General features: G+C 56.6%; 14 protein-coding genes. 7 read left to right on the forward strand and 7 right to left on the reverse strand.

All coding sequences use genetic code 11. The features are described 5' to 3' along the window. Nucleotides 1-61 precede the first annotated feature (61 nt). Complete coding sequence (locus ACR6JA_RS16105; RefSeq protein WP_166867872.1) at nt 62-1,480, reverse strand: aminotransferase-like domain-containing protein; 1,419 nt, start codon at nt 1,478-1,480, stop codon at nt 62-64. A 110-nt stretch (nt 1,481-1,590) separates the two neighbouring features. Here ACR6JA_RS16105 and ACR6JA_RS16110 point away from each other — a divergent pair, with 110 nt between their 5' ends. The 3 genes from ACR6JA_RS16110 (at nt 1,591) to ACR6JA_RS16120 (ending at nt 2,781) form a co-directional block, all read left to right on the forward strand. Then, complete coding sequence (locus ACR6JA_RS16110) at nt 1,591-1,830, forward strand: YjiS-like domain-containing protein (RefSeq protein WP_494494164.1); 240 nt, start codon at nt 1,591-1,593, stop codon at nt 1,828-1,830. An 89-nt stretch (nt 1,831-1,919) separates the two neighbouring features. Next, a complete protein-coding gene (locus ACR6JA_RS16115; protein WP_494494165.1) occupies nt 1,920-2,249 on the forward strand; it encodes a DHCW motif cupin fold protein in 330 nt (109 codons plus the stop codon). Between the two features lie 4 nt (nt 2,250-2,253). Continuing rightward, a complete protein-coding gene (locus ACR6JA_RS16120) occupies nt 2,254-2,781 on the forward strand; it encodes a GNAT family N-acetyltransferase (protein WP_494494166.1) in 528 nt (175 codons plus the stop codon). A gap of 43 nt (nt 2,782-2,824) precedes the next feature. On the opposite strand, the gene ACR6JA_RS16125 is transcribed toward ACR6JA_RS16120, so the two are convergent. The 6 genes from ACR6JA_RS16125 to ACR6JA_RS16150 form a co-directional block, all read right to left on the reverse strand. Next, the gene (locus tag ACR6JA_RS16125) at nt 2,825-3,070 is read right to left on the reverse strand and encodes a YdgH/BhsA/McbA family protein (RefSeq protein ID WP_008458685.1); all 246 of its coding nucleotides are present in this window, start codon (nt 3,068-3,070) and stop codon (nt 2,825-2,827) included. Nucleotides 3,071-3,330: 260 nt separating this feature from the next. Further along, complete coding sequence (locus ACR6JA_RS16130; RefSeq protein WP_008458687.1) at nt 3,331-3,693, reverse strand: YibL family ribosome-associated protein; 363 nt, start codon at nt 3,691-3,693, stop codon at nt 3,331-3,333. A gap of 71 nt (nt 3,694-3,764) precedes the next feature. Next, complete coding sequence (mtlR, locus tag ACR6JA_RS16135) at nt 3,765-4,304, reverse strand: mannitol operon repressor MtlR (RefSeq protein WP_008458691.1); 540 nt, start codon at nt 4,302-4,304, stop codon at nt 3,765-3,767. A gap of 45 nt (nt 4,305-4,349) precedes the next feature. Further along, nucleotides 4,350-5,498: a mannitol-1-phosphate 5-dehydrogenase gene (gene mtlD / locus ACR6JA_RS16140; protein ID WP_494494167.1), complete on the reverse strand. Its 1,149-nt coding sequence runs from the start codon at nt 5,496-5,498 to the stop codon at nt 4,350-4,352. 143 nt (nt 5,499-5,641) lie between these two features. Further along, nucleotides 5,642-7,561 carry a PTS mannitol transporter subunit IICBA gene (locus ACR6JA_RS16145; RefSeq protein ID WP_008458694.1) on the reverse strand — a complete coding sequence of 640 codons (1,920 nt, stop codon included), beginning with the start codon at nt 7,559-7,561 and terminating at the stop codon, nt 5,642-5,644. A 466-nt stretch (nt 7,562-8,027) separates the two neighbouring features. Beyond that, nucleotides 8,028-8,627 carry an NAD(P)H oxidoreductase gene (locus ACR6JA_RS16150; RefSeq protein WP_494494168.1) on the reverse strand — a complete coding sequence of 200 codons (600 nt, stop codon included), beginning with the start codon at nt 8,625-8,627 and terminating at the stop codon, nt 8,028-8,030. 100 nt (nt 8,628-8,727) lie between these two features. Between ACR6JA_RS16150 and ACR6JA_RS16155 the strand changes: the two genes are divergently transcribed. From ACR6JA_RS16155 to selB, 4 genes are all read left to right on the forward strand, one after another. Beyond that, nucleotides 8,728-9,618 carry a LysR family transcriptional regulator gene (locus tag ACR6JA_RS16155; RefSeq protein ID WP_213713670.1) on the forward strand — a complete coding sequence of 297 codons (891 nt, stop codon included), beginning with the start codon at nt 8,728-8,730 and terminating at the stop codon, nt 9,616-9,618. Between the two features lie 65 nt (nt 9,619-9,683). Beyond that, nucleotides 9,684-10,292: a glutathione S-transferase gene (locus ACR6JA_RS16160; protein WP_213713667.1), complete on the forward strand. Its 609-nt coding sequence runs from the start codon at nt 9,684-9,686 to the stop codon at nt 10,290-10,292. Between the two features lie 69 nt (nt 10,293-10,361). Next, nucleotides 10,362-11,750: an L-seryl-tRNA(Sec) selenium transferase gene (gene selA, locus ACR6JA_RS16165; protein ID WP_494494169.1), complete on the forward strand. Its 1,389-nt coding sequence runs from the start codon at nt 10,362-10,364 to the stop codon at nt 11,748-11,750. Beyond that, nucleotides 11,747-13,582: a selenocysteine-specific translation elongation factor gene (gene selB / locus ACR6JA_RS16170; protein WP_494494170.1), complete on the forward strand. Its 1,836-nt coding sequence runs from the start codon at nt 11,747-11,749 to the stop codon at nt 13,580-13,582. The genes selA and selB overlap by 4 nt, the downstream gene beginning before the upstream one ends. Nucleotides 13,583-13,698: the final 116 nt, after the last annotated feature.

Here is a 13,698-nt window from a genome sequence, read left to right on the forward strand (position 1 = left end):
CATTACAACCGAGTGTAAAGCAGCCCGGCGGGAATCAATGGCGATAAAAAGAGCGATTTTGTCAGGTATTTTCTAGCGCTTGTTCGGCGATTTCGCCGACCTTCCTCAACACAGCCTCTGCGGCGGGATCCAGAGGCAAAGCATAGTTCAGGCGCATACAATGGCTATATTTTCCAGAGGCGGAAAAAAGCGAGCCGTTAGCAACGTAGATATTTTCCTCACGTAATAAGCGATTGAAACGCGCCACATCGATACTTTCCGGCAATTCAACCCAAAGTAGAAAGCCGCCCTGAGGCCGGCTCACGCAAATCCCGCAGGGAAAATACTGCCGAACACGACAGGTAAAATGTTCAAGGTTACGCTGATAATACTGCCGCATTCGCCTCAGATGGCGGTGGTAGTGACCTTCGCGAATGAAGCCGGCAATGGCGCGCTGTGTAAAGACCGGAGTACTCCCGGTGCCGATGTACTTCATATGCAGGACGCGGTCGAGATAGCGGCCGGGGACAATCCAGCCGATACGCAACCCTGGCGCAAGGGTTTTGGAAAATGAGCCACAGAGTAAAACACAGTCTCCTACATCCAGTGATTTAATCGCCATCGGGCGCGGATACTCGTAGGCAAGTTCGCCATAAACATCATCCTCGATGATGGCAATGTCATAGCGTTTTGCCAGATTGAGCACCGCTTTTTTACGCGCGTCAGGCATGATAAAGCCCTGAGGATTATTGCAATTAGGGACTAAAAAGATCGCTTTTATCGGCCACTGTTCCAGGACCAGTTCCAGCGCCTCCAGACTCATCCCTGTGGCGGAATCGGTCGGAATTTCTACGACCTTCAGCCCATAACCTCGCAGCATCTGCATCGTGCCGTGAAACGACGGTGACTCAACCGCGACGATATCTCCAGGTTCACACACCGCGCGAATGGCAATCGACAGGGCTTCATGGCAGCCATTAGTGATCACAATATCTTCGGGATTCACCACACAGTTGCTGTCCAGCAGCAGGCGAGCGATTTGCTCACGCAAAATTCGTGTGCCCTGGATTTGGTCATACCCCAGCATCTCGGCGGCTTGATGCTGACTCAACCTCCCCATCTCACGCCAAAGTGGCTTGACGGTACTCTGGGTGAGATCCGGCGCACCGCTGAAAAATCCCGGTGTACACTCGCTGTGGCGGGAATTGATCAACTCCAGCACCTCACTCCATTGTTTGACTTCCACAGGCCAGCGCGCCGGGCGAGTCAGACGAGGCAGCGGTGGGACAGCTTTACGGGGCGTAACGTAGTAACCAGAGCGGGGTTGAGGGGAAATGAGCTGCCGATCCTCAAGCACGTGGTAAGCCTGCTGTACGGTGCTGATGCTGACGCCATGTTCGCTACTCAGACTACGCACCGAAGGCAGGCGTTCTCCGCTTTGATATAAGCCTTGTTCAATACGCTCTGCCAGCAGAGTGGCGAGCTGTTGGTAACGCGTCATGCTGTATCCTCACCGGGAACCATACAGAAGGAAAAACCAATACAGAATGGCGCTAAAAATGCCATTCACTTCATGTTTTAGCCCTTCTGTATGTTAAAGAAAAGTAATTTTTGAATCTGTCTGCTTTTGCCCGCTCGCCGCATGATAAGCCCTGGAAAACAGCGAGGAATAACGTCATGGGCTTTGAAGAGAACCACTCCCGCAGGCCGTTTTATGGCCTGGTGATGCTATACCAGTATTTTCGCCGCAGCCGGCAGCGCCGCCGGGCTTTACGGGCGTTGCGCGGGCTTAGTCCGAATCAACTCAGGGACATGGGGCTGACGAGGGATGATTTATCCCGCTGGGATTAGCAGATAAGCGGTGCCACAAGCTGGCACCGTTTTTTATTTACTGCTATCAAAAGGAGGACCAGACAACTACAACGATAAGCAGGAGCCGTATGAACATCACCGATCTGCCTTTTACTACCACCGACTGGGCAACGCTCACCCCTACCGAACACCCCGGCATTACCGGCAAAGCGTTCTGGCGCACGCAGCAGTTTGGCCCGATCCGCGTGCGCATGGTGGAATACACCGCAGGCTATCTGGCCGATCACTGGTGCCAAAAAGGGCACGTTTTGCTGTGCCTGAAGGGCGAGCTGCAAACTGAGCTGGAAGATGGTCGCCAGTTTACGCTGACCCCGGGTATGAGCTACCAGGTGGCCGACGGCGCGGAGCCTCACCGCTCCTCAACGGCATCAGGTGCTGTCCTGTTTATTGTGGATTAACGCCATGCAGACGCTTTTGACGCCACGCCTGGCACTCAGCCAAATCACCGAAGCAGACTGGCCGCTTTTCCGCTACCTGCAGCAGCAGCCGGACGTCATGCTCTACGTGGCCGATAACCGACCGGAGACAGAGATCCGCCAGGCTTTTGACGCCCGTCTTCCCGACTGGCAGCCGGGCAGCCGCCACTGGCTCTGTATGGTGATGCGCCACCGCAAAACCGGCGTGCCGATTGGCGTCACCGGCTTCATTCTGCGTGAGGACGATATCGCGGAAGTCGGATTTTTACTCGACCCGTCGTTTCACGGCCAGGGCTACGGGTATGAATCGCTGTACGAAGTGTGCGCCTTTGCATTTGCGGAGGTCGGCATCCGCAAGCTTGTGGCCACGGTCACCGCCGGAAATTTTCCGTCGAAGAAAGTGCTGGAGAAAGTCGGGTTTCAGCAGGAAGGAACGCTGCGGGAGAACTACTGGCTGAACGAACGCTGGCAGGATGACTGGATTTTTGGCCTGATGGCCCGGGAGTTCAGATAAAACACGGGCCGCACAAGGCGGCCCATACTGCGTGATTCAAGACTTAATTGTAGATTTCAGCCACGCCGTACATTTTGTTATCACCACCTGCGGAAACAATGCGGATAGACTTCGCGCCTGCCTGCTCGGCTTTCTGCTGCAGCTGGTGTTGCAGGCTGTCGAGGTTAGACGCGCCGCTGACCGATACGGTGCCCATTTTCTGGCTGACAGCTGGCTGGGTTTCCGCAGCGAAGCCGGAGAAGGAAGCAGCGAGGGTCATAACTACGGCAAAATATTTGATGCTTTTCATGATGGTTACCTTTGCGTTTTGTTTAGTTGGAAGGCTGACTGCCTTCGATGAGATAAGAATAGCGCCGCCGTGCTTTGTTTGTTAGCGGAACAATTCGCTTATCTACTTCAAAAAAACTGAACACAAAGTGATCATGATAATAGCGACAGAAACTAAGGGTTAAACCCCGCACCCGGCGCTTAACAACAAGGCCGGATGAGGATTTAATCTGAAAACGATGACGAGTTTTATCGGCTTATTTCACCGAAAAGAGAACGCGGTCAGAATTCCGTGCGGGAGAAACCGGTCATCTCGGTCAGTTCCATTTCGCGACCCAGAGCGGTCATCGGATGGACAATTACCAGGCCACGCACGCTTTTCTTGAGCTTGCCCATATCGGCCTGCTCTTTTTTGGTAATCGCACGCTTGTACGGCAGCGCCACCAGCTTCTGCGCTTCTTTGCTCAGCTTCTGGTTACGCACCGCCTGCAGGCGAGCGATTTCGATTTCCAGCTTCTGCCGCTCTTTTTCCAGCTCGGCATATTTTTCCGCTTCGTTGATCAGGTGCAGGCCAGGCATTTCGTGGCGGATAGCGTCCAGACGGTCGCTAAGGCGTTTAATTTCTGCTTTTTCGATTTCTTTCATTTTGACTTACCGTGAATAAAGATGGCTTGCTGGCAAGGATACACGATCCTGAGGGACAGGGCGAAAGGCGGCTATTTTTGGAAGGCTTTTTTTAAGCTGATCCTTGAGATCAGCTCTGTCAGAGAAAGTACCATTGTGGAACGAACGATTTGCATATAGCGCTGACGCTGCATTGCCAACAGTTCAGGATCGCTGCCGTCAACGAAGGTCGGTGTCGGCGGCAGCGCCGTCACGCAGTGCAGCTCGCCAAACGGGCCAAGCATTTCGTCATCGGTGAAGCTGTACTCGTTGCCGTCGTGGTTCAGCTCTTCCCGGAGCGCCATGAGCAGCTCACAGTCTTCGTACTCGGCACGGTTCAACACGCCCAGCCCGTAGATAAGCTTCAGGCGTACCGACAGGTCGCCCAGCGGGCCGTCGCCGTCCAGCAGTGGCTCAACCGCATATTTCACCGCGTAGTCGTCCTTGCGGAACACCTGCAGCACCAGGATATTTACCGCTTCGGTTAACAGCTCGACGGCAGCAATCAGCAGGCTTCTTACGGTTTTGCCGGCATTCAGTCGCTCAAGCACGCGGTTTTCAAAGGCCTGGGTTTCTTCCATTTTTGCCTGCATCACTAAACATGTTTCAGGCGCGGTATCCACCGCGCCTGCATAGGGTTACGCTATGGCGTTATACGCCTTCACCGCCTCAGTCACGGCGTCGCTGTTCGCATCCAGACCGGACACTTCCGCCAGTGCCGCCTGCGGACCTTTCGCTGCCAGCAGCTGTTTCAGCTCCTGCGCCTGCGGGTCCTGCTCGCTGTGGTAATGCATTGCCGCCGCAATCCCTTTGATCAGGTTCACGTGAGGCAAACCGTACTCAATCGTCCCCAGCAGCGGCTTAACCAGGCGGTCACCCGCGCTGAGTTTACGCAGCGGCTGGCGGCCAACGCGTTCCACGTCATCCTTCAGATACGGGTTTTCGAAACGACCGAGGATTTTCTTGATGTACGCGGCATGTTTGTCGGCTTCAAAGCCGTAGCGCTTAATCAGCACAGCACCGCTCTCTTCCATCGCCCCTTTCACTACGGCGCGCACTTTCTCATCAAGAATGGCATCGCGGATAGTCTGATGCCCGGCCAGCTGACCGAGGTACGCGGTTATAGCATGCCCGGTATTCAGCGAGAAGAGCTTGCGCTCGACAAACGCCATAAGATTATCAGTAAGTTCCATGCCAGGTATGTTCGGCAGGTCACCTTTAAACTGGGTTTTATCGACAATCCACTCGCTGAAAGTCTCCACGGTCACTTCCAGCGGATCGTTAGTGGCGGATTCAGACGGCGGAACGATGCGGTCAACCGCAGAATCGACAAAGCCAACGTGCTGCTCTACCCACGCCCACGCGTCAGCAGACAGCGCTTTCTTCACGTGCTCTTTCAGTTGGCTAGTGCCACGCACCATGTTTTCACAGGCGATGATGTTCAGCGGCGTTTCGTTGCCGTTCGCGCGGCGCAGCTCCAGGCCTTTGGCAAGCGTTGGCGCGATGCGCTCCAGCACAACCGGGCCGACGGCGGTGGTGATCAGATCAACCTGAGCGATAAGGGCCACAACGTCGTCGCCGATGCTGCTGACGGCATTCACGTTGGAGACGGTATCAATCTGCTGCTGCTCGCCGACTACGTGAACCTGGTAGCTGTGACGCGCGTTCAGGGCATCCAGAACCACCTGGTTTACGTCGGCAAAAGTCAGCTGCAGACCGGCGTCCGCCAGCAGTTTACCGATAAAGCCACGACCGATATTACCTGCACCAAAATGTAATGCTTTCATTGCGTTAACCTTCCTGATTATTTCACCCGTGAGGGCTGGGGTAAGGATACTGTATGCGAATCCCCTCACCCTAGCCCTCTCCCCAAAGGGGAGAGGGAATAATGCTTTGCACCTGCTGCCCCTCCGGAGTGAGGGGCAGGGTCTTATTTCTTACCGGCCAGCAAATCCAGCACTTCCTGGACGCTGGTGGTGTGCGCCAGGCGCTCAATCACCGACTCATCATCCAGCGCATTGGTCAGGCTGGTGATGACCTGGATGTGCTCGTTATTGCGGGCTGCAATACCGATCACCAGTCGGGCCACATCTTCCGGCTCTTCACCGAAGTGAACGCCTTCAGGGTACTGGCAGAACACTACGCCGGTTTTCAGCACGCGGTCTTTTGCTTCCACGGTGCCGTGAGGAACCGCGATACCTTCGCCCAGGTAGGTCGGGGTCAGTTTCTCGCGCTCAAACATCGCGTCCACGTATTCCGGCTGCACGTAACCGCCGTTCACCAGCTGTTCACCAGCGAAGCGAATCGCTTCTTCTTTGTTGCTGGCTTTCAGGCCGAGGAACACGTTACCCGCGCCCAGCTTGAACACCGCGTCTTCGCTGGAAACAAAGCTGTCTTCCAGGCTATGCATGACTTTTTCTTCTTTCTGACTCAAGTTCTGAGAAGCCACCAGACGCTCAACCAGGTTGGCGTACAGGCTGCTGTCGAGGAAGTTGGTCAGGGAGATATGCTGCGCCTGCGGCACCTGGCGCATCGCACGCTCGGTCAGGTCGCGGTGGGTAATCACCAGGTCAACGTCGTCCGGCAGGCTGTTGATCGCGCAGTTGGTCACGGAGATATTTTTCAGGCCAGCGTCGTTCACTTTCTTACGCAGCACGCCTGCGCCCATGGCGCTGGAGCCCATCCCTGCGTCGCAGGCAACGATGATTTTACGCACGTGGCTCAGGTCGTTAGACAGGCCTGCACCGACCGCCAGCGGCGCTGCGCCACCTTTAGATTCGGCTTTCATTTCCTGCATACGGCGAGCCGCAGCTTCGATGTCGTCTTCTTCTTTCACCTTGCTGGTTTTCAGCAAGATGGCGGAGACCACGAAGGAAACAACCATTGCCGCACAGATGGCCGCGATGTTAGCGAAGTACGCGCCTTTCGGGGTCATCGCCAGCACTGCCAGGATAGAACCAGGGGATGCCGGAGACACCAGGCCGCCATTCAGCACGGTCAGGGTGAACACGCCGGTCATGCCGCCGAGGATAACGGCCAGGATCAGACGTGGGTTCATCAGCACGTACGGGAAGTAAATTTCGTGGATACCGCCCAGGAAGTGGATGATTGCCGCGCCGCCTGCAGACTGCTTGGCGTTACCGCGCCCAAAGAACATGTACGCCAGCAGAACACCCATACCCGGACCCGGGTTCGCTTCAATCAGGAAGAAGATGGATTTGCCCAGTTCGTGGGACTGCTGAATACCCAGCGGCGAGAAGATACCGTGGTTGATGGCGTTGTTCAGGAACAGGATTTTAGCTGGTTCTACGAAGATAGATGCCAGCGGCAGCATGTCGTGCACAACCATGAAGTTAACGCCTGCCGCCAGAACTTTGGACAGGACTTCAACCGCAGGGCCGATGCCGAGGAACGCCAGAATCGCCAGGATCATCCCGATGATACCGGCAGAGAAGTTGTTCACCAGCATTTCAAAGCCGGATTTGATTTTACCGTCGACCCATTTGTCGAAGTGTTTGATTGCCCAGCCGCCCAGAGGACCCGCAATCATTGCGCCGAGGAACATCGGCATATCTGCACCGACGATAACGCCCATGGTAGTAATCGCACCCACCACGCCGCCGCGGTCACCGCCAATCAGGCGACCACCGGTAAAGCCGATCAGCAGCGGCAGCAGGTAAGTGATCATCGGGCCTACCAGCTTCGCTAGCGTTTCGTTTGGCAACCATCCGGTAGGAATAAATAAGGCCGTGATAATACCCCAGGCGATAAACGCCCCGATATTTGGCATAACCATATTGCTGAGGAAACGACCAAAGCTTTGCACTTTGATCTTGATATCGGATGACATACACATACCCCTTGTTGGTGTTCCGCGCTGAAAAGCAGCCCGAGGTTTATTGTTAACGTAGCGGCAGGGTCGCCGGCCTTATGCAGTAAAGTGACGCGAATCTGGCACTGAATCGTTAAGCTGTCCAGCAACCGCCCAATTATGTGATTTAGATCACTAATATCCAGGGATCCACTATCCACATTGAGTGATGACGATCACATAATTGCAGTGTAAAAAAAGTACACCGTGGAATTTTTAACCCTGATTGACCTTTTAATGTGACTAAAATCACATTTTGTTATGGCGTTTTTGTTATTCATTTGTGATCTACTTCACAAAGTATTTTAGGGCAGATTAATCCTAATGTGATCCAGTTAAAATCTGGGCGTTGACAACAAACGGCGGGCAAGAAAGGGATGAAAGTAAATTACAGCGAAGCGGCTGGCAGAAAGCGCGACGTTGAATGCCGCGCTGGAATGAAAAGTTAGTTATCTAAATCCGCGACAATGCCGCGCGCCTGAGAAAACAGCTGCTGGTAATGGGCGTCGCTGTCGCCAATCCCCTCTTCCACGCCGATGGTGTTATAGAGGAACTCAATTTTTGCATCTTCCACACCCAGATACCCCATGGAGCCGTGAATATAATCGGCCATGTTTTTTTCCCAGCCATATTTCGCAAACCCGGCCTGTGAGCCGCCGACCAGCGCCACCCAGCGGATTTTCTTATTTCCCAGCGTGCTACCTGGCCCGTAGCCCAGGCCGTAGTTCCACACGCGATCCAGATAGCCTTTGAGCATGGCCGGGAAGCTGTACCACCACACCGGGAACACCACGACCAGGGTGTCTTTATCTTCTAACTCGCCAAACAAGCGATGAACTTCCGGGGAATACTGTTTCTGCGGGTTGTTCCAGTCCGGCTCATCTTCCATGCCCAGCGCCGGGTTAAAGCCGCTGCGGTACAGATCGAGGGAGGAGACGTTAATGCCGCGTTCGGCCGCCTCGCCCTGAATTTCCTGCACCACCTGCGCGGTTAACGACTCGCTGCGCGGGTGCGCCCAAATAATATACATATTCTCTGATTTCATGGAGTTACCTCAGCCAGTGGGGATGTGCGTTCACTTTACGACCGCTGGATAATTCTGTAAAACGTAGTATTTGAGATGGGTTAATGAAGGATTTTCACTAATGGCGCTAAATTTTACCGACTTCGCGACCTTTATCGCCGTGGCGCGGCACAAAAGCTTTCGCGCCGCAGGGGACGAGCTGGGGCTGTCTCCTTCGGCGATCAGCCACGGCATCAAACAGCTCGAGCAGCGCCTGAAAATTCGGCTGTTCAACCGCACCACCCGCAGCGTCTCGTTGACCGAGGCTGGCAACAACCTCTACGAGCGCCTGCGCCCGGCTTGCGACGAGATTCATACCATTCTCGATGAGGTGAACTCGTTTCGGGACACGCCGATGGGCACCCTCAAAATCAACAGTTCGCGGCTGGCTTCAAGCCTTGTGCTGATGCCGCTGGTCGCCGGGTTTACCGCCCGCTATCCCGACATCAAAGTCGAAGTGACCACCGACGACAGGCTGGTGGACATCGTGAAGCAGGAGTACGACGCCGGGATACGCCTGAGCACCACGGTGGAAAAAGACATGATTGCCGTTCCCATCGGCCCAAAAGCGAAGATTTGCGTCGTTGCCACGCCGGAATACCTGGCGCAAAACCCTGCGCCAATGCACCCGCGCGAGCTAGTTAATCACTGCAGCGTTATCTTCCGATTTCACAGCGGTCGCCCCTATTGCTGGGAGTTTTACGGGCCGGAAGGCAAGCTGGAAGTGACGCCGTGCGGCAACATCATCGTGGACGATCTCGACTCTGAGCTGGAAGCGGTGCTGTGCGGCGCAGGCATCGGCTATCTCTACAAACAACAGGTAGAAGAACACCTGGCAAGCGGCAGGTTGGTTTCAATGCTCGAAGACTGGCTGCCTGAGCTGCCGCCGTTCCAGTTCTATTACCCAAATCGGCAATACATGCCCAGCGCGCTGCGTGCATTCGTTGATTACATAAAAGCGCAGCAGGCGTAGACTTTTTCACCAATGTTGAGTATCTGTTTCATACTTACCTCAAGTTGGCAAAAACGGATAATGTCATGAAACTGATCGGTAATTACACCAGCCCCTATGTACGAAAGATCTCGGTCATCCTGCTTGAAAAAGGCCTCAGTTTTGAATTTATTAACGTCAACCCGTGGGTTGGCGACAGCCCGGCTCCGCAGTACAACCCGCTAGGCAAAGTCCCAACGCTTATTACCGATGAAGGCGAGCGCTGGTTTGATTCGCCAATCATCGCCCAATACCTTGAGCTGCTAAACATTGCGCCAGAGCTCATTCCGCACGACCCAAAAGCGGCGCTGAAAGTACGCCAGCTTGAGGCGCTTTCCGACGGCATTCTGGACGCGGCGTTAACGTCAGTGCGTGAGAAACTGCGCCCGGCGGAACAGCAGTCTGAAGAAGTCCTGGTGCGCCAGCGCGAGAAAATTGGCCGCGCCCTCGATCTGCTTGAGGAATACGCAGCCGACGGTACGCTGACCGCAGAGCCGCTCGATCTGGCCAGTATTTCCGCGGCCTGCGCAGTGGGCTATCTTAATTTCCGCCGCGTTTCACCGGGCTGGTGCGTGAATCGCCCTCACCTGGTCAAGCTGGTAGAACAGCTGTTCCAGCGCGAGAGTTTTGCCCGTACCGAACCGCCCGCGGCATGATCTGCTGCCAGGACAGGGGGCGCTGCCCCCTGTAATATCGCCCACAAATTTCTTAATTCAGCCCTTGCCATGACGACAGCTCAAACACTTTTTAGCCATCTTCCGGCGACCGACCGCCTGCTGCGCGATGCCGCCTTTACCGCCCTGCTTGCCGAGTTCGGCCATACCCGTGTGGTTACCACACTGAGAACGCTGCAAAACGAAGCGCGCGAGCACATCCGCTCAGCACGCAAGCTGCCGGACTGGAGCGAGGACTGGGCGAAGAAAACGCGTAGCGTGCTCGAGGCCAGCCAGCGCAGCGCTCTCCAACCCGTGTTCAACCTGACCGGCACCGTGCTGCACACCAATCTTGGCCGGGCATTACAGGCAGAAGAGGCTATTGCGGCAGTGACGGAGGCCATGCGCTCCGCCGTCACGCTGGAATATTCGCTGGACGACGCCGGGCGCGGCCACCGGGATCGCGCCATCGCCGATCTGCTTTGCGAGCTGACCGGGGCGGAAGATGCCTGCATCGTCAATAACAATGCGGCGGCGGTTCTGTTGATGCTGGCAGCCTGCGCAGACGGCGGTGAAGTGGTGGTTTCGCGCGGCGAACTGGTGGAGATTGGCGGTGCGTTTCGCATCCCAGACGTCATGCGTCAGGCGGGCTGCGGGCTGGTTGAGGTCGGCACCACCAACCGCACACACCTGAAAGATTACCGCGCGGCAGCGGGTGAAAACAGCTCGCTGCTGATGAAGGTTCACACCAGCAATTACCACATTGAAGGTTTCACCAAAGCCGTAAGCGAGGCCGAGCTGGTTACGCTGGGCAATGAACTGAATCTGCCGGTCGTCACTGACCTCGGCAGCGGCTCGCTGGTGGATTTAAGTCAGTGGGGCTTGCCGCCCGAGCCGATGCCGCAGCAGCTGATTGCCGACGGCGTGAGCCTGGTGAGCTTCTCTGGCGACAAACTGCTCGGCGGCCCTCAGGCGGGGATCATCGTCGGCAAAAAAGCGCTGATAGAGCGCATTCAGAGCCACCCGCTGAAGCGCGCACTGCGTGCCGACAAAATGACGCTGGCGGCGCTGGAAGCCACACTGCGGCTGTACCAGCACCCGGAAACGCTGGTTGAACGCCTGCCAACCCTGCGCCTGCTGACCCGCAGCGCCGAAGATATCCACCTGCAGGCCAGCCGCCTGCTGCCCGCATTTGAAGAGCGCTTTGGCGAGCAGTTCGACGTGCGCGTTGAAGCGTGCATGTCGCAAATCGGCAGCGGCTCTTTGCCCGTTGACCGCCTGCCCGGTGCCGCTCTGACCTTCACGCCGAAAGACGGACGTGGCACAACGCTCGCCTCGCTGGCGCAAACTCTGCGCGAGCTGGAAAGGCCGGTGATTGGCCGCGTGGCCGAGGGCCGCCTGTGGCTGGATTTACGCTGCCTCGAAAACGAAGCGCTGCTGCTGGAGGGACTCGCCCAGTGATTATCGCCACCGCCGGGCACGTCGATCACGGCAAAACCACCCTGCTTCAGGCGCTGACTGGCGTGAACGCAGACCGCCTGCCGGAAGAGAAAAAACGCGGCATGACCATCGACCTCGGCTACGCCTACTGGCCGCAGCCGGATGGCCGGGTGATCGGCTTTATCGACGTGCCCGGGCATGAAAAGTTTCTGGCCAACATGCTGGCTGGCGTCGGCGGCATCGATCATGCCCTGCTGGTCATCGCCTGCGATGATGGCGTGATGGCGCAAACCCGCGAACATTTGGCGATTTTACAGCTGACCGGCAACCCGCAGATCACAGTCGCGCTGACTAAATCCGACCGCGTGAGCGACAGCCGCATTGCGGAAGTCCGCGATGAAGTTACCGCATTACTGGGTGATACCCAGACCGCAATCTTTGTAACCGCCGCCACCAGCGGGGAAGGCGTCGAGGCGCTACAGAAGCATCTCAAAGAGCTGGGCGAACGTCCTCATGCCACTGCGCATCGCTTTCGCCTCGCCATCGACCGCGCCTTTACGGTGAAGGGCGCAGGGCTGGTTGTAACCGGCACGGCGCTGAGCGGCGAAGTCAATATCGGCGATTCACTCTGGCTGACGGGCGCAGAAAAACCGATGCGCGTGCGCGGCCTCCACGCTCAAAACCAGCCGGTAACCCGCGCGATGGCCGGGCAGCGCATTGCGCTGAACATCAGCGGTGACGCGGAAAAAACCGACATCAGCCGGGGCGACTGGCTGCTGAGCGACAAACCGCTGCAGCCGGTTGAGCGCGTCATCGTCGAGCTGCAAACGCTGCAGCCGCTCCAGCAATGGCAGCCGCTGCATATTCACCATTCTGCCCGCCACGTGACCGGGCGAGTTTCGCTGCTCGAAGATAATTTGGCCGAGCTGGTGCTGGATGTTCCGCTGTGGCTGGCGGATAACGACCGCCTGGTGCTGCGCGATATCAGCGCGCGTATCACGCTCGCCGGAGCCCGTGCCGTGCTGCTTCATGCGCCACGCCGTGGTAAACGCCAGCCTGCCTTCCTCAGTTGGCTGGGTGAGCTGGCAGAAACCACCGATGACCAGCAAGCGTTGGAATCTCATCTGGCGCGAGGCGCCGTTTTGCTCAACGAATTTAGCTGGGCGCGTCAGTTAACAACGCAAGGGCTTCAGGCCTTACTTGCGAAGCCGGGATACTTGCAGGCGGGCAACGCGCTGTTAAGCCCAGACGTGGCCGCTCTCTGGCAGCAAAAACTGCTCGACGCGCTGGCTCGCTACCACCAGCAACATGACGATCAGCCGGGACCGGGGCGAGAACGCCTGCGCCGTATGGCGTTGCCCGCAGAGGATGAAGGCCTGGTACTGTCGCTCATCGAAAAAATGCGCGGTGAAGGCCTAATAATGAGCCGCCAGGGCTGGCTGCATCTGCCGGGGCATGAACCTGGGTTTTCCTCAGCACAGCAGGCCGTGTGGGATAAAGTCGACGCCCTGTTTGGCGACGAGCCGTGGTGGGTCCGTGACCTGGCCAAAGAAACCGGTGAAGAAGAGCAGGCCATGCGCCAGTTACTAAGATCCGCCGCTCAGCAAGGGCTGGTCACCGCGATTCTGAAAGATCGTTATTACCGGAACGATCGCCTGCAGGCGTTTGCCGATCTGATCCGAGAACTGGATCAAACCCACGGCGCGACCAACGCCGCTGACTTTCGCGATCGGTTGGGCGTGGGCCGCAAACTGGCGATTCAGATTCTGGAGTATTTCGACAAAATTGGCTTCACCCGGCGGCGCGGCAACGACCATCTGCTGCGCGATAAGGCGCTATTTTTAGCTGCGTAATATCCCTTTCAGCGAGAAGAGGTCTGCCCTCTTCTCCCCAGGGAATCCGTGAAGCGTGTCGTAAAGCCGACGCGAAATGGCGAAGAAACAGGCTGCCCGAACTACCCTTGTGAGTG

It is taken from the genome of Cedecea sp. B1(4) (genome assembly GCF_059414925.1).